Genomic DNA, 21,977 nt, shown 5'->3' with positions numbered 1-21,977 from the left:
AAGGATTGCAGACGGAAGAAAAACGGAAGGTTCGGGCGCAGCCTGAAAGCCGTTTTTGTTCCGGCTGCAACGCTTTGCGCTTGTCCATTGACGGAAAATTGCACTGGCGATAGGGGCAAAAGAAAAAAGGAAAATAATAAGCCCGCAAAAAGCGGGCTTCCTAATAGTTTCAAATGAAATTACTTATACGATCTTAAACTCTTAAAATCGCACCTGCAATTTCGGAATGATAATTTTCCCGGCGTGATCCTTCACAAGTACAAAATCCGGATTAAACCCGGCAAGACCGTTTCTATTGATCAAAACCAAATAATCATTCTCTATTAAAAAGTTCTTTAATCGCCATACCGTGTTATAATTAACATCGGCCCAATTCGCCAATGAAGCAGAGTCAGCAACCGTTGCATCTTCAAAATGGTTCTCCACCATTTGATCAAGAATTAAAGGCCACTTTTTTCTTGTGAAAACGGGATGCGCCTTAATTCTGTCAAGAATTTCTTTGTTTACGCCACTTTCACCGCCTGCCAGTTCTGCTTCAACTGGCACGCCATCAAAATAAACAAGCTTTTGCTTTATTTTTCTTTTGTTTGACATATCTCGTTTAACACCATCCCCGCGATTCATTTCGGACGGAGGATAGCAAAATTTTACTGAATAACAACATTATCATCGATATCCGCTCCTATAAGTAAGAGTTGATGCAACGGAATGTATATATTATTACATGAAATCGAGTTTTTAATGTTGAATAACATTCATTTCGCATATGAAAATACATCATTCATACAAATATAGATATCCGTTCATATACTATAGTTGTATAAGTGGTTCAAAGCCGTTTAGACTCATCGGGACTGCCGGTATTCAAATCCATAGTCTATGGCTGATCTGGCTTTAAAGCTTGGTCGGACAGGTCTATTAGAGCCTGCTAATGCAGATCGAACAGCCCTGAACGCGCTTGAGGGGCGATACTTGAATACGCGAAACGCGCCAAACATGATCGCCGCAAAAACCAACAATTCAAAAGTCCACCATCGGATATGGAACAAGAAAATCGGCAGAAATATAATGAAATATCCATCCAGCATGAAGAATGATGGATTTCTCATTGTTTCTCGCCACTTAATGGTTCGTCCGTAAATATCTCCATCCATTATTCGAATCCGCCGGTGTCGATAGAAGCCGATTGTGGCAATTCCACGCTTTGCAGGAAGAGGACGCCCACGGTCTTACCGGCATTGAGTTTGACAAGCGGCCCTTTTGGCGCTGACTGCTCAATGTCTTGCGCCATGCGCTGACCAACTTTACCAGCTCCCGCATATAGCCCCTGCTCAAACCGTGGCTTATTTCGTGATACCGTGGCGTAATTCGATCCGTAGATGACCTGATCGCCACTTTCAGAAAGCGTCTGTCCCAGACCTTCAATAAATGAGGCGGCAATCAACGGCGCATAGCGTGAGAAGAGCCGCCTATCGACTTCGGATTTCACCGCAATCGAACCTTTGGTGGCGTCAACTGCATAGGCGGAAGCTGGCGCTTCGCGGCCATCGGCAAACACAATCCGGTCAAACTGAACGATAAGTGCATTCGTCGTGTTGTTCTTCTGAAACGCACCAATCATGCGGGCCTTATAAAGCGGGCCTTTCTTCATGATTTCTACGACCACGGGGCCGGGTGTATCGGAATCGGTACTGTTGATTACGCGACCGAATGCAAACTGACCGGCATTGATCGCGTTGTTTGGCAAACCGTCGCCGGTAACAAGTCCGGAAGCTTGCGCCGCCTGTTGGCGCTCAAGCGCTTCCTGCCTGCGTTGTTCCGGCGTCTTATACAAGGTCTGATTGAGGACAATCGTGTTCGTGGAGCCGACAGGTGCCCATCCACTTTGATATTCCCGCGCCTGACCGGCGATCTGTGTTGCCAGTTGATTGATACGCGAATAGTCAGGTGGCGGCGGAGCCTGCTCGGCCTTTTTCGTTACAATCGCCTCGCGTACTTCTGGCTCTGGCGTATTGGCGGGCGCAACTGGCTTGCGGAAGTTCGTTTGTGCCTTGGGCTTTTCGTCAATATCGCGCAACGGCTCGTCGGGCGTCGCAATAAAGCTGCTTCCGTCTTTCTCCGCCTGTTGCGAACCTTCACGATTAACTGTGTCGAGACTTTGCTTATAGCGCTCGCTTTCGGCGAGCTGCTGGCCTGCGGGTGTCGTGTCAATCGACGGCGGGCGCGATATACGCGAACCGCCCGTAAACTCGTTGTTCCATGCCTTGTAGACAGTCAGTGCCACCCCGGCCAGGAGGAACGCACCAACTGCCACCAGAAGCGGCTTGTTCTTATTGCCGCGCTTGCTCCGGTTGATCACGGTCGAACGCAAGCCGACATTATCCACGTCTTCAATTGACTGCTTCGCTGGATCTTGCTTCGACGCTTCGCCATTGTCAGACGATCCCGACGAATTGGCATTCTTTTCATTATCGTCGATCAATTTGAAATCCTCACGCGTTCAATGGTGCCGTTACGCGAAATCAGGGCAACAGGTGTTTTTTTGATGCGATAGGCGTGCACGCCGCCCGGTCCAGTCAGAACAGAGGACCACGAAGGGGAAACAAGCGTATTCTGGGTGCGGACATAATAGTCACCGGAATAGGACCAAACGTCCGTGTCTGGATCGGTCGTGCGAAGTTGAACCGCGCCTTTCGGCATCCCCGCGCCTTGTACGAATGCCATCATCACATTGTCGCTCGGCGCGACCTTGGTTGAAACAGTCGTTGGGTTGACGGCGGCATTGGGGCCGTAGGCTTCAACCGTAATATCGCGGCGCGCAATTGCTGTGCCTTGGCTCGTCTGGAGATTAAGCACTATCGGGCGGCTTTCTTCGACCAGAGAGACGATTAAGTTGGAATAGCCGTGCGGTTGCAATGCACTGATTGCCAGCTTGTTTGAACCTTCCTGCAAAGCGTACACCTGAAAACGATCTGCGCGCCCGACAACATAAGAAGCGACAGGCCACGCTTTTCCCGTTCGGTCATAAAAGCTGATGACAGAAACGGTGTCAGGGGCGGTTGATATTGTCGATATCGCCTTGCTCGGTTTCAGCGAAAGCCGGATGGCATCGCTTATGAGCGTCGGCTTTACGCCAGACGGCGGTTCGGATGCGGCTCTTTGGTTTTCATCCACGCGCCTGCGATAATCACGGATCATGTCTGGCGTCATAGGCATAAGCGACTGCACGGCAGAACCATATGCTGTGGCTTCTTCTGGCGATAATGGCCGGTCAAGCTCGTCCAGCGATTGAAGCAAATGGTTTGTCCCGATGATTGGCGGCAACTCGTCCTTGTTCTGACTACGCGCACCGGAACTAGAGGACGGTCGCGTTTGCCCGAAACGCGACGGGTCGGGCCGCTGCTGCGCATTGGTCTGTGATGACGTGACCGGTTGGGCAGTCTGCGTTTGCTGCGGTAATTGCGCGGCTGGAATATCGCCCGCTGATTGCGCGTAGGCGGAAGAAACCAAGGGCAACAGTGTGAGCGCCGCTGACAAAATGGATCGCTTCATAGGTCAGGCTCCCGGCGCTGCATTGAAATTCGAGACTGCAATTGTGCGGGGGTATTCACTGGATTCCATTCGCGTCAAAGCGAGTGTGACCGTGAAATTTTGTCCCGTAACCTGCGTTGACGACTGATAAGTCACCCGCAACGGCAATTGGACGATCCATTCATAGATGCCGTCCGGGTTAAGGCCCTCACGCACGATGACTGCGCGCTGTGCGACGGCAGTTGTATTAAGGCGCTGATTTTTGACCAGTTCGAGCTGACCGCTTTTATTCACGGCGTCCACGAATGAGTTCCAACCGCGAGGCTTTGAGAAATAAGGCTTCATGTCCTCAAATTCCGCACGGTAATTCGAGAACGAATAGGTGAGCGACCGCGTAGCGGCTTCTGTGGCAAAATTAGCCACTTCTGCGGGACTCAAATGCGGCTGCGATACCGGAATGATCGGCGTAATGCTTCCATCGGAGTTCGTAGCAAAGTAGACCGGCGCGGGCTTGCTGAGCGCCAAAGCCACAGCGGCGGCAGTGCTGATAACAGTCGTTGCGGCAAGCGCCAGGGCGACAAAACTCATACGACGATAGGCGACCTTGTACGTGTCCGCCCGCGTGAGAATGGATTCAATCTTACCGTAATCGTGACTAGTCATTTTTGCCCTTGCCGTCTGTCTTGCCGGTAGCAACGATTGTCTTGATCTTCGTTTCGTCTAGTGCACCGGCTAACACTTGGTCGCCCTTGTCGTCTTTGTAGAGAAAGAATGGCACCAGCCTGATCCCGTTCTTGCGCACCCATTTGACGTTGCGCTCCATGCCGGACACCACCTTTTGGTCCATTTCGCTATCAGGCATAGGGGTGCGTTCCGGAGAACCGGATATGATCTCGTCGGAATGCTTGATGAAGGCTTCGCCTGGATTTTTTTCATGGATGAAACTCACGGCAAGCTGGAACGAAAGCCGCGAGAGAATAGGCGTTGGAATGATGCGCAACTCAATGTCGCCGCGATCCATATATGGCTTTAGCTCGACAAACGACCGGGCACACCAAGGGCAGCGAGGATCTGCAAACATGTAAAGCACGGGCGCACCCGGCTTGAACTTGTTTGCCTGTACCCACATGGAAAAGTCATCCGCCTGCTGGCGGAACTCGGCCAAATCCTTCGCGACAGGTATAGAGGCATCGTTCATTCCACTAGCCTGCGCGGCATCAAAAGTGGTTGCGGGGGCGCTCTGCGGTTCGGTCTGCGTGGTGGCGGGCTGCTGCACATTAGTCTGCGGCGGTGTCTGCGGAACCCTCTGCACGCTAGGCGAGGCCGGGGCCGCTTGTGCCGCCTGCAATGCGGTAGATTCCGGCGCTTTTGAACCGGCTAAAGCCGGAACCGTCATTCCCGTGAACGAACCGGAAATATCCTGACCGTCGGGACCAATGATTTTGCCCCGAATAAGAATACCATCTTGGGAGGTAAGAACAGTCTCCGGATTCTGGTTAGGAAGCTGGACAGTCCAAACCTGAAACCCATCCATTTTGAATAATCGTTGCGTCTTAATACTGTCTTTAAAGAGAAATTTTTGAATATACGGCGTAAATTCCTCTTGATCTGGCGCTTTTATATTGACTTCTTGTGCGCTCGCATCCTTAATAACAATCATCGTCATTGATGCAATTAAAATTTTTGCTATCGATAATCTCATTAGATGCTGATCCGTAAAAGATTGTGGATTTCGGGGTAAAATGATGTATTAGGATTCAATAGGCAAGCCTTAATAGGCATTATCCGCCATAAAATCTAAGATATTGGAATCGGGGTCGACGGCGAAGCGCATGGCAATACAATGGGATGGCAGGACCGGCGATGAAGGACTCGCAACGCGGATAGCGTCGGTGGTGATTGTATCGGCGATTATATCAACGGCGTGCAGCTATGCGGTTTTCAAGATGCAAGCGCCTGCGACCTTTAAGCCGAATACTGGCGAGATTACTAAATTACAAAGTGAGACGGCGGGATTAGAGGCGAGTCTGAGGGATCAGATTGCCGAAACTGCGGCTCTTCGGCGCGAAATGGCGGTCCTGACAAGCGACAATGGCATCATTGCCCGACTTGTCGGACACATCAAAACATTACGCGAGCAAAATCAGATGTTGTCTGAAATCGTCACGCGATCCGGCAATACTGCGCCGGATATGGGTGAGAGGTTTCCAGCCAATGGTCTTGCGGCATCGGGAATGGATGGTGCCGCAATGACAGAACAAAACGTAGCCTCCCCTACCCGGCTCATGGTGGTAACGCCACCCCAGAAAAAGGAAGCCGAGCCGCAACCCGCTCCCGCGAAAGAGACCAAGGCCGAACCTTCCGACAAACCAGAAACCAAAGACGGGGTCTGATAAGCATGGAGGGGCTTGTCGGACTTCTCGAAAGAACAGCGGCTTTAATGCCGCAATTCCAGTCTCTGGTTGTAGCAATCTGCTATGTGATTGGACTGATTTGCGCGGTTAATTCGTTGCGTGGGTTTGCAGCCGTTGGCGATAGAAGTCAGGCTTCGACAGGCTGGTCACAAGCGGGATGGCATGGCCCCGCATTTCTGCTGATTATTGCGATAAGCTTTGTTTCGCTTTCAAGCGTCATATCGGCATTTCTTATGTCGTTCTTCGGGATGGATCAAACCTATGCGGCAAGCGAAGTGTTTGCTTACGCGCCCGAACTTCTCAAACCCGTCAATAATGAAATGGGGACGCGCGTAGTTATCGCTGTGGTCCGCATATTCCAGTTCGTCGGCCTGATTGCATTCGCCCGTGGCATCTACGTGGCCAACATGTCGGCCATTTATCCCTATCGCGGAATGGTCGCAAAAGGTCTGACGCACATGATCGGCGGGGTTCTTCTCATGAACCTCCCCGCTGTTCTGCAAAAACTTCAAGAACACCTGTTGGGCAACTAGGAGCAAATGATGATTGCCAAGATGAAAACGTCCCTTCTGACCGCTGCGGCGGTAATCGCAACTGCGCCAGCCTTCGCGCAATCGCAAGGCGGACTTGGTGACATGGCGACCAGCCTGCGCACCGACTCCGTTGGTCCGGTTGCAGATCTGATCGGCTCACTTGCATTTGTCGCGGGCATTATCTCCGCAATCTTTGGCTTGTGGACGCTGTTTCAGCATCGTCGCAACCCGCATGATCCCAATAGCGGTGTCAGCAAGGCCATAATGTCCTTCATCGTCGCTGCCGGTCTCGTCGGTATTCCGGCATATCTGGGAGTGGGCGTTGCTACCTTCTTCGGCTCTGGTGCCGAAACCACCTCTGTTGACGGCTCTTTGCGCTCGATAAACTAATGGCTTTTGTTCGTGACACACTGAAAGGGCTTGCTTATTTCCTGAGCGGCCCCGTCCTGCGCAAGTCTCTGGAAAGCTATTGCCGTCTGGTGACGGCAAATAGCGATAATGCCCTTGTTGCTGATGACGGCTCGCTCGTCAGTGTGTTTCGACTGGAGGGTTGCCGGAGCATTAAAGGTTCGGCAGAACTGTCAAAAGACGTGTCAGAGCTGCGTTTGTCGCTTGCTTCGCAATTCGGTGAACGTGGCTTTACACTGCAATTCTGGTTCGGCCATTTGCCCGAAGTCGGGCGGGCCGATCTGGAAAATATCTTGGCGGGTACGGCATCTGTTGCGAGGAATGCCGAACTCGATGTGAGCGATCTTCTGGAGGAACGCGCTTCACGCTTGCCTGACAAGCTGAGCGGCGAACGCGCCTATATCGTCCTGTGGTCGCGGCCAGCGCTGCTTTCGCGAGAAGAAAGCCGTAGCTCCGCCGCCGTTGTCACAGACGAATTGAAGCAATTGCCTCATGCGCCTACCGCACAATTACCAATGCCGGCTTTGCCTGCATTGTTGACCCGCCATAATTCCATCGTTGAGTCATTGCAGCGCGAAACGCGCCGCTGCGGCTTCGACATTGAATTGTTGGACGTTCGCGAGGCATTGAGTGAAATCAAAGGCGTACTCAATCCCGAGTTTCTGGCGGCTAGCAACAATTGGAAGGCGGTTTTGCCCGGCGACCATTTGCGGGCAAAAATGCCTGACACGGAATTGCAGAACAAGGGCAAGGATTTTTCTCATCTGCTCTGGCCGTCACTTAGTTCCCAGATCATGTCCGAAGGCAGCACGCTTCTAAGCGACCGCATTTTTGAGTTTGGCTCAAAAATCTATTGCGGCTTTGATGTGGTGCTTGGCCCCGAACAGGTCGTCAACTTCAACGACTTGATTTCCCGTGTGCTTGATCAGAGGCGCAAAATATCTTGGCGTGTCTCCATGCTGGTCGATAGCGGCGGTTTTCAGGGGCAAACGTTCAAGGAAACCTACGCGAGCCTGCTCACCTTTACCGGAAGAATAACGAACGGTCGCATCAAACGGGCATTTGAGGCGGCACGTGAAATCAATGGTGACGGTGAAACTATTGTTCGCTGGCGTGCTTCTTTCGCGGCATGGTGTGACCGTGGCGAAGAAAAGCAACTGCTTTCCGATATCGCCACACTTCGCCAGACCGTCCATGGTTGGGGCAATACCCAGACCGATATGCAGGTTGGCGATCCCGTTGAATGCATCATGTCCTCGACAATGGGACTTAATGCTGCGTCTACCGCTCCCGTTGCATCGGCTTATCTGACGGACGTGTTCGCGCTTGCGCCATTATCGCGCCCGTCCAGTCCGTGGCGGCGTGGCGCGATCCTGTTCCGCACAAAGGACGGTAAGCTTTGGCCGTATAATCCCGGATCGTCCCGCCAACTTGGTTGGGTTGATATTATTGTCGGCCAACCGGGTTCGGGCAAATCGGTTCTGTCTAATTCCATGAACCTGTCCATTGCCCTGTCGCCGCAAGTCGGACGGTCCAAAACAGGCGCATCATTGCTGCCGCGCATTTCCATCATCGATATTGGCCCTTCAAGCCAGGGGCTTATACAACTGATCAAGGATGCACTGCCAGCATCGCGCCGTCATGAAGCGATGCATTTGCGGCTGCAAAATCGCGAAGAATATTCCGTCAATCCGTTCGACCTGAACTTGTGCGTTCAAAAGCCATTTCCTTACGAACTGGAATTTCTCGTCAATCTCGTTTGCCTGTGCTGCACTGCCGATGATCGGGAAAGTCCTTATGACGGCATTAGCGCCTTGGCGCGTGCGGCAATTAACGAAGCATACGAGTATTATTCGGAGGACATGAACCCGAAACGCTATTCGAGAACCGATAGCGTTGACGTTGATAATGCGCTTGATGCTCTGGGATATGAAACGGACGCGCAAACGACGTGGTGGGAAGTCGTCAAGTTCCTGTTTGATAAGGACAAGCATCACGAGGCAACGCTTGCGCAGCGCTTTGCGGTGCCTGTCATGGCCGATCTGGTGAGCATGTCCAACCGCGAAACGGTCAAAGAGCCGTTCCGGGAAATGCGCGTTGAATCAACGAGTGAATCGGTCGTGGTTGCGTTCCAGCGCATGGTGACTGCCGCCTGTCGTGACTTCCCGATCCTTGCCCGCCCTACCCGCTTTAGTGTCGCGGACGCTCGTATTATCGCATTTGATTTGGAAGCAGTGACTTCCAACACCGGGGCACATGCACATCGCCAGTCGGCGGTTATGTACATGCTGACCCGCCATACCATCACGTCTGATTTCTGGCTGCACGAAGACGATCTGGATAAGGTTTCCATTCCAGCCAATGTTCGCGCCTATCACTTGGAAAGGGTGACGAACAATAAACAAATGCAAAAGCGCCTCGCCTACGATGAATATCATCGAACCGGCAATCTGGCGTTCTTCCGCAAGCAAAATGAAAATGATGCCCGCGTTGGGCGTAAGACTGGTGTTCAACAGGTCTACGCTTCGCAGCTGATCGACGACTTCGATAGAGAAGTTCAAGAACTCGCGAACAATTTCTTTTTCTGCAATGTACCGTCCGAAGGTGCCATCAGGTCGATAGGTGAGAATTTCAATTTCTCACCGACAATCCAGTCGGTCTTGCGCGGTCTGAACGGCCCGATTGCAGGACAAGGCGCTCCCTTCGTTGCGATGATGAAGCTGAAAACCGGCATCTACACGCAATATTTGTTCAACGACATTGGCCCGATTGAGAGTTGGGCGCTTTCCACCACCCAGGGCGATACTGCCTTGCGCTCGCTCATTTACGAAGCGTTCGGCCCCAAAATGGGCCGACGCGTTTTGGCGAAGCGCTTCCCGCAAGGTACGGCGTCCGAACTGATCGAAGTGCGCAAAACCGAGATGGAAGCGCGCGGTGTCGTTGTCGATGAAAGCGCCAAAGAAAACCTGATCCGACAGATTGCAGACGAAATTATCAGAGGGTTCCGGGATGTTTAGAGCATTACTTTTCATGAGCATTAGCTGCGCATCAACGCTTGTCGGTTTGTCCGACGCGTTGGCCCGCGACGAACTGCGCTATCTGAAGTTTCAACCAGAAATCAAAGTCGATTTTGACGGTTCGGATTCCCAGGCGACGAGTACAGCCCGCAAAATGTATGGCAAGAAATTTCGCCTTGTCGATGCAAAGCGCGTCTGGCTCAAGGAGCCTGACGATGGCTATGAGCAAATGGTTGTTCGTCTTTCGACGGAACGTACCTGCACGGATAATTGCACCTATGCCGTCCTGTTCTACGATGACAAGCAATGGCTGGAATTGTGGCGGGGTACGGCCAAGGAATTTCAGCTTGGGCCGCTAGGCGATAACGGAATGCGAGGAATCTATGATGGATCGCGCATGTGGCAATGGACCGGCGATGAATACTGGCCGGGGCTTGCCGAATACAAATTCCTTTATCGCGATGCCAAGCCAGAGGAAAAGCGGGCAGTCGATGCGGCGCTATCAGCCGGTACAGGTGAGAAGCGCGACGACACGACATATTCGGTTCTCGATCTTCCTTTGAAAAACGGAACCGGCGCAATCGTTTCCATTCAAAGCCCATATTATTGCGGGCAATTGAATTGCCCGGCTTTCGTTCTCAATGAGAAGTCGGAACTTGTCGGCAATTACGATGCCATTGAATCGCAAGCCGGTGCCTCTCCGCTTCGCGATAAGGACGCCAACCCGCTTATTGAAACCGTCACGTCCAAGGGACTGACCGTATATCAGCTTGGCGGGTTGAAGCCAGATTTCACCATTGATGCCCAAACACCCATCATTGCCGGGAGGGACCGCAAATGAATGCTCGTCGCTTTTTCGGATCAAGCATTCTTGCGCTATCGCTGGCGTTTGGATCGTTTGCAGCCTTGGCAGACTATAACGACAGCATTGCCAAGTATGAGGGCGGCAACTCCTATTCCATCATGAACCAAGGCGGCTCGTCCGCTCTGGGACGCTACCAGATAACAGCCGGAACATGGGCAAATCTCGGCTATATTTCTTACAATGGTTCCGGCAGCAAATCGGATTATTCGAATTATTCCTTTACGGATAAGGCAACCGCTGCGGGTGTTAGCTCGGTCAGCGATCTTCGTTATTCGTCTGCGGGCGCAAGTCTGCAAGACAGGGCTAATCAGGAATTGGCATCGCAGAATTGGGCTTCCATGTCTTCGCAGACACGCGGACTTGTCGGGCAGACCGTCAATGGCGTTCTCATTACCGAAGATGGATTGTTGCAGGCATCGCATTTTCTGGGTGCGGGCGCTCTCAATCAATGGGTCGCATCCGGATTTGACCCAAGTGTATTGCCCGCAAGCTACCTGACCGCAAACGGCTTCAAATCCTACGAGGAATTGCAAGCCTACGTCATGAAACGCATGGCGAACGGTGCTGGCAACTCCGGTATCAGCAACGGCATAGGCGGTGCGCCTGCTGGCGGCGATCCCATGTTTCAGGACACGGCAGGCTTTCCGGGCATCGGCAATGTCCGGCCCGTTCTTATTCAGGAAAGACCGCCGTTTCAGGGCGAAAAGGAGAACCTGTAATGCGCAAGCTTCTTTTGAGTATTTTGTTGCTGGCTGCTCCAGCGGCGGCACATGCCGAAGTTGGCGATGACCTTTTCCAAGGCGCGGGCGAAGGTTGTCTTGAAACGGTGAAAGTCAGCCTCAAGGACGCAATCAACAGCGGCATTGAGGGCGAAGTCAAACGGCAGGAAGCGGCATTGAAAATGCCTGCTCCTTTATCCGGTCTAAGCTGCCTTGATAGCCTGATGGACACCAATCTGGATATTGCGATCACGATTCCCGACCTGTCCGCAATTTTCAACAAGGCTTTGTCTGATGCGGAAAATCAGGTTTGCTCGATGGCGCAAGAGCAAATTAGCAAGCTGACCGAGCCGCTGCAGAACGCATTTCAGTTTCCACAATTGCAGGGTCTCAATCTTCCCGGCATGGGCGCCAGCGGTGGTCCGGACATTGATTTCAGCATCGGGCAAGGCGGGATAGGCCAAAGCGGTTCGAACGTGCAGGATTCCGGCCCGCGAGAAAACGCGCAGTCCATCATGAACGATCTTTACCAGAATTTGTACGGGAACTGAGCCGATGAAGAAGATTGCATTTCTGGCTGCGGCGTCATTCGTTTCAATTATTGCAGGATCACAGTCGGCATTGGCGGATTGCGATTGCGGTAGCATTCGCAACATCGTCAATGACGGGGTGAACCGCGTTAATGACCACACGACAGATGTTGGCAATGATATTGCCAATACGATCTTGCAGGGCGTTGCGCAGCTTAGCGCCTACTCTAAACGGGCAACGGAAGCTCAAAAGCGCATTACCGAAGCTGCACAAGTCAATGACGTGACCAGACAGAAGCAAATTGCACGCGGTATCGCTGAAAGTGGACGCTATGATCCTGCTTCTTCGGCATGTGTGGATCTGTCCGGCATATTCTCCATCGGTAAGGCGGGCGGTGGCCAAGGATTGAGCGGCAAGGACATTACCAATGCCTCCCGCAATTGGTCTTATGGCAATGAAGATATCGGCGCACCGGTTGCCCAGGGCGGACTTGCTGTCGCCAACGCCATTATTACCGATCGTGACCGCTTTAAGGGTGTCGGCGGCTTTGCCGATCCGACAAGCGATGCCCGTCTGATCACTGACGCCATCACGCTTGATACGACGAAGAAAGAAATTGCAGGCGCACATATCCGGCTCGTAAACAATATTGTCGATCCGATCCCGGCCAAGCCCATTACGGAAGCCGAAAGCAAGACGCCAGCGGGCCGTGCACAGATTGCAGCCCGTGAAGTCGATGCAAGCCGTAGATCAGCCGCACATGCCATCATGAGTTACATTGGTGATCTGGCGACCCCTACGGGTAGCTCGGAATTGGCCGCATGGGCAAAGAAAGCTGCGCCGCAAGGTTATCCCTATCAGATTGGCGATCAGGTATCGCAATTGCAGGCGATGGATATTTTCGTGCGCTCCCGCTTCCCGAATGCCAAATGGCATGAACAGCTTGCACGTATGTCGCCAGATGCCGTTCAGCGCGAACAGTTGCTTGCAACCGCGCTAACACAACAAATCGAATGGATGCGTTTTGATCTGGAGCGCCGCAATTCCGTGGCTCTTGCTGCTGTCCTTTCCACGATTCTGGATAACCGCGACACGCACACGACGAATATTCCGATGGAAGCAGGTAGCGGAACCTGATCTGCATTCGATCAGAGAGGATAAGCCTCATGGCTGACAGAGAAAAGAAAGAGCGATTTGGGGTCTTTGGCCGATATATTCGGTGGCGAGCTCAATCATATCAGGATGTCGGTCGTGGCGCGCGGCAAGGTTATGAAGCCGCAAAAGACGGCTTGGGAGCCTTTCGCACTTATCCCAAGCCAGAAGAAGGCGGCTTTTCCTTTCAAGATGATGACGGCGGCTATCGCCGTTTCTGGCATCTGGTCGGTGATCTTGGCGAGGATGATATTCAGGCCGCAATTTCTAAGTGGGATCGAGAGAACTCCATTTTTCTCGGTTCTGCCGCCGTTTGTCTGGCGCTCATTCCCACGCTCTATTTCTTTTACACCCTGTCACTGACAGGTATTTTCAGCCTCATTTTGCTTAGCTGCGCCTTTTTCCTGTTGGCCGTGCGCGCTTCCTATCGCGGCTGGCAGATAAGGCAGCGGCGCATGGGATCAATGCGCGAATTTCTCTTTGGCAAAAACCGTGGATCGACCGAAATAAGGAAAGTCACCGATGATTAAACGCTTGCTATGGTCATGGATGACGTTCTTAGCCTTTGCGGTTTCTAAGGCCAGCGCCGCCGAGGAAATCAATGTTGTTGATATTATCAGCGGCAACGGAGATCCACGCACCAATTCCTATCTGAATATGATCTTCGGGCCGCTCTTCGAGGGGCCGAACGAAGAAACACTCATTTCGACGCTGATGTTTAATTTCAACGTCCTGTTCTTCTCGATAGGGCTGGTAATTTTCGTCTATAACGTCTTCATCGCGACAGCCGATACCGCCAATGAGGGCGAAGTTCTCGGTAGTCGCCACTCCACAATCTGGGTTCCGGTCCGTATCGTTATCGCAGCCGCTGCGCTCGCGCCGGTTCATCCCGGCGGCTACAATTCGGCGCAAGTCGTTTCAGCCTATATCGTCAAGGTCGGAACCGCGTCCGCAACTTTCTTCTGGGACCAGACCGCCAAACTGGTTGTCGAGCAAAAAGTGCCGGTGCTTGCCGCCGATACCGATAGTGCAGACGGCCAGTTTTTGCAGGCTCTATTTCGGATGGAACTATGCCGCGCCGTCTATAACTATGAAGTCGCCAAGGCTGGCGACGACATGAAGGGCATTTCTGCGACATGGAGTACGCTGGCCGGTGTTCGTGTACTGCAATACGGCCTTCCGGAAGATAGCGCGGCCTGCGGCAAAGTCTCGTTGCCAACCGAAACTGTTGGCTTCCGGCGTCTGGCCGAAACTGCCAATACGACCGGCAAGGATGATCTGAGCAAAACGGTCAGCGCCAAGTTCAATGAGTTTCTGCAAGGCCAGCAAGCAAACGTTGTCGTCATGGCGAATGCGTTTTCCAAAGTCGCGGACGAGCTGGCCGTCGCAGTCTCCACAAGACAGACCCTGCCCGCCTACCGCAACCTTGCCGCCGATATGAATTTATGGCGCGGCATGCAAAGCGAACTGTTGTCGAAATACATGGGTGCCGACCGGATTAATCAGTCTGCGCAAGCGGCATTTAATCAGAACGACGATATAAAGATCATCACCCCCGGCGACAGCAAGGAACAAAAGCTTTCTATCAACGTGACAAATGGGGGTTGGTCGCAGGCCGGTTTCTATTATCAACTGATTTCCCGTATGTCATCAGATGCGAACTCCGTGGGTTCGATGATGCCAACGACTACGCCAGGCGGTGCTATTGGCGGCGCGTCTAATCCAAGCGGATCGTCTTTTACCGCCCTCTCTTCGCAATATGCCGCCAACAACACCTATATTTTTGGTTCCGCTGAAGGTGACACCAAGAAATTTCTCAACCAGATTACCGCTACCTATAACGGAACCGTTGAATGGTGGAATGAATCGGTTGCCCGGAGCGGTATCAAGGCGTTCATCAATGAACGTCTGGCCTTTGCTGACAATGGCGGGGATCTGGCGAATATCTTGCCAACTTCGGGCGGGATGCTGGAGAGCATTGCTCTCTTTGCGCCGGACTCCTCTGTAACAGATCCAATGAATGCCCTTGTTCTGTTCGGCATCCAACTTACCGCTGTCGCGGGAATTGCCACGGCAGCTATCGTCTTATTTGGTGGCATGCCTTGGATCGGCGGGGCAGCAACTACGCTTGGCACGATTATGGGGCCTGCATTACTCGGATTGATGATTTTTGGAAGCACGCTTGCCTTTGTCATGCCGATGATGCCGAGCATCATCTGGGTAATGGCTCTAATCTCCTTCATCATTCTTGTCATCGAAGCCATATTCGCCGCACCGCTATGGACCATAGCGCACTTTTCGATGGGCGGGCATGGCCTGACTGGTTCCCATGCTCGCAAGGGATATGTCTTGCTGCTCTCCTTGCTCCTAACGCCAACTTTGATGTTGTTTGGGTTCCTAGCCGGCATGATCGTATTTCGCATTGCCGGCAATCTATTGAACGCCGGTCTCTATTACGCGCTAACTTCCTCGCAGTCCCTTGCGGCAGATAGTTGGGCAAGCTTTGCTTGGTATGCGGGGATGGTCGTAATTGGGATATTTATCATCTTCGTTTATCTGGCAATCATTGAACTATCGTTCTCGCTGATTGCTTCTTTTCCAGGACGTGTATTCCGTTGGTTCGATGATATTGGCGATCAATTGGACAGCCAGTCGTCATTGCGTACTGGTCTGAGTGCTGCGGGGCAAATGAAGGCCACGGATATTGGTGCAGGCAAGGCATTTGGATCATTAAATGGTCGACGACAGCAGCGCTTGGACGAAGAAAACAGAGCCAAACGGCTCGGAAGCGATTAAAACTAACGGCTATCCAGAATAAAAAAATACCGGCTCAAAGCCGGTATTTTTGTAAATCGTCTAAGCCAATGGTCAATCAAACGGCAAACAATATTTGCGTATGGCCAGACCGACTAGAAATAATGCTGGTGCTACCACAAACATCACGATTTTGAGTGACGTCATAGTGCCAGTATCATCTAAAAGAATGCGTCCTGTACCAAGCCCCATTGTAAACAGAAACAAACCCATAAATACAACGCCCGGGACCATGCATAGAACAGACAAGGGAACGAACACGGCAAAGCGTACCGCTTTTTCCGTCTTCGAAATCGGCCCATATGCTTCACGGTCAAACACGGGCCGTAGATATCTTGGCAACATGGCGCTATTCCATCCGATCTTGTTTCGGCGGATTATTCCATATCCCAAAACAGATTCCAACATCCTACTTTTACCTCACCAGACCCGTCCCGGCCATGATAGTTCGGACACCAATGCATCGAAGGCAGTATCAGCCGAGACAAATGTCAATCCGCGCGTGATCGCAGTTGCCGCTATGAACCTGTCAAATGGATCGCGGTGCGCCCATTCTAATGTAGCGGCAAGTAGGCTTGCCTCTGCCGATACTTCCACAAGTCGTCCACCCTGTTCGTCGGCAAGCCCGACCAACCGGGGGAGAAACGGCTCCATTTCCGGCCATTTGCCCAGCCGGACCTTTTGTCCAATCTCGAACAAGCTAATGGCACTGATTGAAACCGTCTCTGCCTGCTCAATGGCCTCCGTGGCAATGACTGAGAGGCGGGCGTCCGCCGTCAGCGACCAGGTCCATGTGTGGGTGTCGAGCAGGATATGCTTCACTCGCCACCCTCCCAAAGCGCCAACTCATCGTCGCTCATCGGCTCGAAGAAATCGGGTCCAGATCCTGTCAGTTGCCCTTTCAACAGGCCAATCGTGAATCCGTTCTGAGGAACGGGGACGATCCTTACGACGGGACGCTTGCCCTTGGCGATGATAACCTCTTCGCCTGCCAGTGCCGCCTCGATAAGCTTTGACAAGTTTGTTTTTGCCGCGTGGACTGTGACCTGCATTTCAGCCTCCATTAGCTAACTTAGCTAATATATAAGCTATAACCTACCCGCGTGCAAGGAGTGGCTTGGGGAGCGGCGAAAGACTTCCTTATCCAAATTCAGAGATACCGCGCAGCATAACGGCGACGAACGTCAAACTGTGCCCACATTCTATTCATAAAGCCGAGTCTAACTTTTAGATGGGGGTATTTTCAAAATGAATCAGAAGCCGATAATCGCTACGGAAAAGGATCTCCGTAGATCTTCCGCAATTCAGGCTTTATTGACGCAATCGCTAGCCGTTTTACCTACTGAGATCGGTGACCCCATCCGCCCGGTATCAATTGGTTTTTTCCAACAACTTTCTCCGCTCCTCAGTTCAGAAGCCAGTGTAACCGCATTACGTCGTGCGATCGGTGCATATGTTCATTCTAAACGCTATTATCTCGCTTGCCGCCAGGAAGGCGCCATGCGTTATGATTACAATGGCAACCCTGTGGAACCTGTTTCAGACGATGATCGACAGAACGCTGAAAAATGCTTGTCGACGTTTAAACAGAAAAATACCGAGACAACCAAACAACATTCCGCCCCTCTTGTGGTGGCTGATCCACAAAGCAAGAGAGACCTTATCCGTGCTGCTCTGCTTGGCAAAAATCGGGATTGAACTATTCGTTCCGATAGGCCCAGATAATCGAGGCCGTTGCCGAAGAGGGTGAAAAACGACACAAACATCGAAGATTTGCTTGGCTTCGCAACAATGGTATTAACAGTACACGGCGCCTGGATTGTCGGCTTGCCAACATACCTCATAGTCTATCGACTACGAAGCTAGACGTGACGCCTTTGACATTACAAGCTTTCTCAAAAGCGCAATGTTCACACAAAAACATAACTATCCCGCCACGCTCAAATGCTGCGCGTTTGACCTGAGCAGAGCCATGATGACCGGACCAAGTGAAAATTCGCCGCGCTCCGCCCTTGAAGTTAAATCCCGCAAGTACCCACCAGCCGATTTGATGTGTCCGGAACGTTCCAGAATGCAGGCAATCACGACGGCTGCATTTTCTTGTCCCATTATTTCGCAGGCCTCCTGATAGGCACTTGGACTGACCCCAAGCATCGATCGGACCACAACCGCGGCTGACATGAGGTCTCGCCAGTTTGCTATTGAGCCGGCCGGCCCATAATCGGTGATTTGAGGACATGCCTGCAGCACCATAGCCAATGGGAACACTTTCAATGGCGTGCTCGTCTTTGGTCCGACTAGAGCTTCGGTTGCCCCCTGCTCTTTTCTAGAGCGAGGTTCAAATTCAGTGGTGGATTCGGTATTTGAATTCTGTATGTGACGCTCATTATGATCATCATTGCCGCTCATTTCATTGAAATTTGCGTGAATTTCCAACTGGTTGATGACTTCCTCGCGCAACAACTTCATCTCTTCGAGTAAGCTTTCAACGATTTGACGTGATGGAGAGTGTGGAAGGCGGCTCATAAGATCGACGTAAACGGTCTCCATATGAATCCAGTTGCCGGAAATTCCCTCTTCCATCGCTGCTGTAATAAGCTTCCGAACATCGCGACGACAGATGGTCAAAGCTTCTTTCGCGCGACGGAATAGACGGGCTTCTTCGGCCACCTGCTGGGCCAGCTGCGCGAGTTCTGCATGACGGGCCAACAACGGCTCCAGACTGAAGCCAAACGCCTCTTCGACCTTCCCTGCCCTATCCCGGTGCGCATATCGCTTTCCATTCGGGCTATCACGACGCTCAATCAGTCCTGCATCGATGAGCGCTGCGAGCGCACGGCGAAGCGTTGCGCCGGATATACCGTGGGCACGAACGGTAAGTTGTGCATTGGATGGGAAAACGATCAAACCTGCCTTATCGGACAGCTCGCCATCCGGATAGAAGCTCAGCAATGCGTTCAATACGGATAGCGCGCGATCTTGAATGCCAAGCATCGTTCGCGCTTCGCATACGTCACGGAACACTTTCCATTTGTCGACTTCCTGCCCTGCCCTCACTTCGGGCTTGGCAAACTGGCGCTTCACGAGCGCAAGCTTCGCGGGCCGCCGCCCAAAGGGCGTCGTTACATTTCCAGGCTGCATTGTCCTTCACCTTTCTCCAGGCAAAAGAAATCCGCTTACCGAAACGGTGCCAAAGACTCTTGACAGTGATTCGAGGAAATGCGATTCTCTAGGTGCTTAATCCGAGAAGGGCTTCCACGACGGCAACGTTTTGGGAGCTTTTTTCTTTTGTCGGCCTCTCTCCATAGGTTTGACGTTACGTATTCGCTCTGACCGATTGTCAGCTGACAATTACCCGTTTGCGAGCAATGTACTCGCCAATTAAATCGGACATGCGATTCTCTAAAAACTCACTGAAGTCGTCATCGGCGATGATCAGCTTCGCTTGACCGCTCTTTCGATCCATCACAGCTATTTTTTTATCGCCGGATTTAAACTCCTTTAAAGCAATCGAGACTGGCTTCGTCGACGGTACAGCGGTAGTAAGAGCCAGTTTGAACCGGGTATTGCTGTCTGCACTTATAAACGGCGCTGTCTGAATAAGTGAGGCGATGCTTCGCATCGCTCCTGGTTCATTAAGAAGTTCCGCCAGCTGCAGCCACCGTGGTCGTCCTACCTTCGGTGCAGGTCCAATTGCTTCAACAATGGAATGATCGATTGAACCGGCCACTGTGAGCAGCCGTGATATTTCCGGCTTATCTACACCCAAGGCCAAGCACAGTGTGTCCCTGTCAAAGCCTCTTTGATCAAGTCTATGCGCAAAAAGGGCCCTTTCGATAAAGCTGAGATCAACGCGAGTCCCATTCTCCTGCCCTTGCGCCACCACCATTTGCTCATCACTGAGCTCTTTGATGACTGCTTTAATATTGATACCAAGTTCTCTCGCCGCTCGAATTCGACGATGCCCATAAGCAGCCTGATATCTACCAGGAACTTCAGGATTGGGTCTCAAAAGAACAGGAACCTGCTGTCCCGACGTCTGAATTGCTGTCTTAAGCTCATCGAATGCAGTATCGGTTGTAGATACCAATCGATCTGCGACGATTGAAGAATCGATGATGGATGGATCCAAATCCACCACATTTTCTGACCGTGCCAAGGCTTCCCGTAGATGCTTCGCTTCCGCGGCCTCTTCGGAAAGTCTGTTCAGTCCGAGATTGAGTGCCTTGATAGCTCCAGCTGGCCGTTGTGTTGGCGCTACAGCTGACAACGAGTCAATAGGTTTCCCGGCATCAATGAGGCCCTTAAGGACGTCTTTGCCCTTCATTCAGATCCCCTTCCCCAAGCTCGAAGAATAAGTTTCTCAATTTCGGAGTTCACCGCATCCATTGATTCAACAGCTCGTTCATATGTCTGTCGGTGCATACTTTCTTTGCCCGCCTCGTAAATAGTTTGTTTTGAGAGACCGGCATCAGATACTGCCGTTGACTTAAGCATCATGGAGGTGAGCACACGTTCACCAAACAGATTACGAAGAAACGCTACGATCTGCGCCTGTGGAGCGTCGTGCGGTTCGTAGCGTGTCATGAGATATCGCATCCAGTCATATTCTAGATTCCCTCCCGCGTTTTTAACGACTGACAGAAGGTTTGATGTCATGGCCAAAAATTGGTTCATCGACGCCACATCAAGCATTTGTGGATGCACGGTAATGAGAAGAGACGTCGCGGCGCAAAGCGCAGACATTGTCAGAAATCCAAGCTGTGGCGGACAATCGACAACAACCACATCGTAGTTGTCGGCGACAGATTCCAAGCTCTGAGCTACGCGCATAAAGAACAGACTATCTACGCTTTCCTTATTGGCTAGAACTCTCGGCGTGTCATGTTCGAATTCATGAAGCTCCAGATTGCCCGGAACAAGATCCAGGCCATCAAAATAAGTACGCCTTACGATCTCTGACAATGGCTTTGGATTATCGTATCGAATGGCACCATAAAGAGTTTGGTTTTCGCCCACGTCAAATTCTGGCTGATAACCGAACAAGGCTGACATCGACGCTTGCGGATCGAGGTCGACCGCTAAAACCCTGAATCCCTTAAGTGCCAAATACTGAGCAAGATGTGCGCTAGAAGTTGTCTTACCGGAACCACCCTTGAAGTTCGTAACGGCTATAACTTGGAGATGTTCTTGATCTTTGCGATGAGGAATATAGCCAGGGCGGCTCTTCGCGAGTACCGCTCGCAGTTCATTGACTTGTCCCAAAGAATACAGTCGACGCCCACCCGACGTTTTCTCCGCAGCGATAGAGACTTCTTGAGTCGCGAGATGGCGAATATATGACTCTGTAACGCCAATGAGTTTAGCCACCTCCGGACTTGAAAACTTGCGAAGGGACTTTTCGGCTGTTGGTGGAAAAAGCCTCTCGCGCAGTAACTGCAATTGTCCACCCAAAGCTTGCGAGTCAGCCCAGATCGTATCGTCCATAGATTCTGACGCGATTGCACGGTTATTTGCAACATTTGCGTGGTATGTAGCCATTCACGTTTTTTCCATGAAAACGAACTCTTTTTCGCAAATTGCCTGAGTCCGGCGATGCAGTCAAGGAAAAGAGGGTTAAGCAAAGGTTAACGCTGTCATACCCTCTGGAATATGCATTGGTAAACATCCGATATGAATGATCAATATGGCACAATCTAATCGTTGATTGTGAAAGATGTCAGAATTGTCAGCTGACAATTCCGCTTTGAAAATGCTGATACTCGCCCTGCCAGACTTGCTAGAATAGCTTGCTTTCGCCTGGTTTAACGGAAACATAAACACCATTGGTCGCTTCGGACGATCGCGATCCGGGCAACTCGATGAGGGCGAGGCGAGCATTAGCTGCAGCGGCATTGTGCAACAGAGGCAGCGAGAAATGTAGCCAGTGAAAAGAAGTGCGCTTTGAAGATATCTTTGCTTGCTCCCCCCCCCCCCCCCCCCCCCCCCCCCCC

General features: G+C 51.8%; 22 protein-coding genes. 11 read left to right on the top strand and 11 right to left on the bottom strand.

What is annotated here, in order from left to right; genetic code table 11:
• Nucleotides 1–201 precede the first annotated feature (201 nt).
• The 5 genes from FJQ48_RS11010 to FJQ48_RS10990 form a co-directional block, all read right to left on the bottom strand.
• Nucleotides 202–594 carry a hypothetical protein gene (locus tag FJQ48_RS11010; RefSeq protein WP_109989699.1) on the bottom strand — a complete coding sequence of 131 codons (393 nt, stop codon included), beginning with the start codon at nucleotides 592–594 and terminating at the stop codon, nucleotides 202–204.
• Between the two features lie 559 nt (nucleotides 595–1,153).
• On the bottom strand, nucleotides 1,154–2,482 hold the full coding sequence (locus FJQ48_RS11005) for a TrbI/VirB10 family protein (RefSeq protein ID WP_139975162.1): 1,329 nt from the start codon (nucleotides 2,480–2,482) through the stop codon (nucleotides 1,154–1,156).
• A complete protein-coding gene (locus tag FJQ48_RS11000) occupies nucleotides 2,479–3,552 on the bottom strand; it encodes a DotH/IcmK family type IV secretion protein (RefSeq protein ID WP_180350184.1) in 1,074 nt (357 codons plus the stop codon). The genes FJQ48_RS11005 and FJQ48_RS11000 overlap by 4 nt, the downstream gene beginning before the upstream one ends.
• Nucleotides 3,553–3,555: 3 nt before the next feature.
• Entirely contained in the window at nucleotides 3,556–4,194 is a 639-nt protein-coding gene (locus FJQ48_RS10995) for a type IVB secretion system apparatus protein IcmL/DotI (RefSeq protein WP_038595002.1), read from the bottom strand.
• The gene (locus FJQ48_RS10990) at nucleotides 4,187–5,233 is read right to left on the bottom strand and encodes a thioredoxin fold domain-containing protein (RefSeq protein WP_139975161.1); all 1,047 of its coding nucleotides are present in this window, start codon (nucleotides 5,231–5,233) and stop codon (nucleotides 4,187–4,189) included. The genes FJQ48_RS10995 and FJQ48_RS10990 overlap by 8 nt, the downstream gene beginning before the upstream one ends.
• Before the next feature lie 190 nt (nucleotides 5,234–5,423).
• On the opposite strand from FJQ48_RS10990, the gene FJQ48_RS10985 reads away from it, so the two are divergent.
• The 10 genes from FJQ48_RS10985 to FJQ48_RS10940 are packed head-to-tail and all read left to right on the top strand — an operon-like array spanning nucleotide 5,424 to nucleotide 15,966.
• On the top strand, nucleotides 5,424–5,924 hold the full coding sequence (locus FJQ48_RS10985; RefSeq protein ID WP_139975160.1) for a hypothetical protein: 501 nt from the start codon (nucleotides 5,424–5,426) through the stop codon (nucleotides 5,922–5,924).
• Nucleotides 5,925–5,929: 5 nt separating this feature from the next.
• Entirely contained in the window at nucleotides 5,930–6,478 is a 549-nt protein-coding gene (locus FJQ48_RS10980) for a hypothetical protein (RefSeq protein WP_128095001.1), read from the top strand.
• A 21-nt stretch (nucleotides 6,479–6,499) separates the two neighbouring features.
• Nucleotides 6,500–6,868 (top strand): hypothetical protein, encoded by a 369-nt coding sequence (locus FJQ48_RS10975; RefSeq protein ID WP_125302236.1) that lies wholly within the window; start codon nucleotides 6,500–6,502, stop codon nucleotides 6,866–6,868.
• A complete protein-coding gene (locus tag FJQ48_RS10970) occupies nucleotides 6,868–9,903 on the top strand; it encodes a hypothetical protein (RefSeq protein ID WP_139975159.1) in 3,036 nt (1,011 codons plus the stop codon). Before FJQ48_RS10975 ends, FJQ48_RS10970 begins: the two co-directional genes overlap by 1 nt.
• Before the next feature lie 13 nt (nucleotides 9,904–9,916).
• On the top strand, nucleotides 9,917–10,744 hold the full coding sequence (locus FJQ48_RS10965) for a hypothetical protein (RefSeq protein WP_139975158.1): 828 nt from the start codon (nucleotides 9,917–9,919) through the stop codon (nucleotides 10,742–10,744).
• A complete protein-coding gene (locus FJQ48_RS10960; RefSeq protein WP_109989705.1) occupies nucleotides 10,741–11,487 on the top strand; it encodes a hypothetical protein in 747 nt (248 codons plus the stop codon). Before FJQ48_RS10965 ends, FJQ48_RS10960 begins: the two co-directional genes overlap by 4 nt.
• Nucleotides 11,487–12,038: a hypothetical protein gene (locus tag FJQ48_RS10955; protein WP_038594986.1), complete on the top strand. Its 552-nt coding sequence runs from the start codon at nucleotides 11,487–11,489 to the stop codon at nucleotides 12,036–12,038. The genes FJQ48_RS10960 and FJQ48_RS10955 overlap by 1 nt, the downstream gene beginning before the upstream one ends.
• A 4-nt stretch (nucleotides 12,039–12,042) precedes the next feature.
• Nucleotides 12,043–13,155: a hypothetical protein gene (locus FJQ48_RS10950; RefSeq protein ID WP_109989707.1), complete on the top strand. Its 1,113-nt coding sequence runs from the start codon at nucleotides 12,043–12,045 to the stop codon at nucleotides 13,153–13,155.
• Between the two features lie 29 nt (nucleotides 13,156–13,184).
• Nucleotides 13,185–13,700: a hypothetical protein gene (locus FJQ48_RS10945; RefSeq protein WP_139975157.1), complete on the top strand. Its 516-nt coding sequence runs from the start codon at nucleotides 13,185–13,187 to the stop codon at nucleotides 13,698–13,700.
• Nucleotides 13,693–15,966: a DotA/TraY family protein gene (locus FJQ48_RS10940; RefSeq protein ID WP_139975156.1), complete on the top strand. Its 2,274-nt coding sequence runs from the start codon at nucleotides 13,693–13,695 to the stop codon at nucleotides 15,964–15,966. The genes FJQ48_RS10945 and FJQ48_RS10940 overlap by 8 nt, the downstream gene beginning before the upstream one ends.
• 72 nt (nucleotides 15,967–16,038) lie before the next feature.
• Here the strand turns inward: FJQ48_RS10940 and FJQ48_RS10935 are convergent, their stop codons facing one another.
• From FJQ48_RS10935 to FJQ48_RS10925, 3 genes are read right to left on the bottom strand one after another with little or no spacing between them, the layout of a single operon-like run.
• Nucleotides 16,039–16,392, bottom strand: a complete 354-nt coding sequence (locus FJQ48_RS10935) for a hypothetical protein (protein ID WP_128095005.1) — start codon at nucleotides 16,390–16,392, stop codon at nucleotides 16,039–16,041.
• Nucleotides 16,393–16,404: 12 nt separating this feature from the next.
• A complete protein-coding gene (locus FJQ48_RS10930) occupies nucleotides 16,405–16,806 on the bottom strand; it encodes a type II toxin-antitoxin system VapC family toxin (protein WP_139975155.1) in 402 nt (133 codons plus the stop codon).
• Complete coding sequence (locus FJQ48_RS10925) at nucleotides 16,803–17,036, bottom strand: type II toxin-antitoxin system prevent-host-death family antitoxin (RefSeq protein WP_038594974.1); 234 nt, start codon at nucleotides 17,034–17,036, stop codon at nucleotides 16,803–16,805. The genes FJQ48_RS10930 and FJQ48_RS10925 overlap by 4 nt, the downstream gene beginning before the upstream one ends.
• Before the next feature lie 196 nt (nucleotides 17,037–17,232).
• Here FJQ48_RS10925 and FJQ48_RS10920 point away from each other — a divergent pair, with 196 nt between their 5' ends.
• Complete coding sequence (locus FJQ48_RS10920) at nucleotides 17,233–17,682, top strand: ProQ/FINO family protein (protein WP_139975154.1); 450 nt, start codon at nucleotides 17,233–17,235, stop codon at nucleotides 17,680–17,682.
• A gap of 228 nt (nucleotides 17,683–17,910) precedes the next feature.
• On the opposite strand, the gene repC is transcribed toward FJQ48_RS10920, so the two are convergent.
• The 3 genes from repC to repA form a co-directional block, all read right to left on the bottom strand.
• A complete protein-coding gene (gene repC, locus FJQ48_RS10915; protein ID WP_139975153.1) occupies nucleotides 17,911–19,125 on the bottom strand; it encodes a plasmid replication protein RepC in 1,215 nt (404 codons plus the stop codon).
• Between the two features lie 199 nt (nucleotides 19,126–19,324).
• A complete protein-coding gene (gene repB / locus FJQ48_RS10910) occupies nucleotides 19,325–20,311 on the bottom strand; it encodes a plasmid partitioning protein RepB (RefSeq protein WP_038595226.1) in 987 nt (328 codons plus the stop codon).
• Complete coding sequence (gene repA / locus FJQ48_RS10905) at nucleotides 20,308–21,525, bottom strand: plasmid partitioning protein RepA (RefSeq protein WP_038595224.1); 1,218 nt, start codon at nucleotides 21,523–21,525, stop codon at nucleotides 20,308–20,310. The genes repB and repA overlap by 4 nt, the downstream gene beginning before the upstream one ends.
• Between the last annotated feature and the right edge of the window lie 452 nt (nucleotides 21,526–21,977).

Origin of the sequence: Ochrobactrum sp. CGA5 (genome assembly GCF_006345815.1) — a bacterium.
Taxonomy (GTDB): domain Bacteria; phylum Pseudomonadota; class Alphaproteobacteria; order Rhizobiales; family Rhizobiaceae; genus Brucella.
The sequence above is the reverse complement of the archived record's forward strand: the minus strand, read 5'-3'. Positions and strand labels throughout refer to the sequence as shown.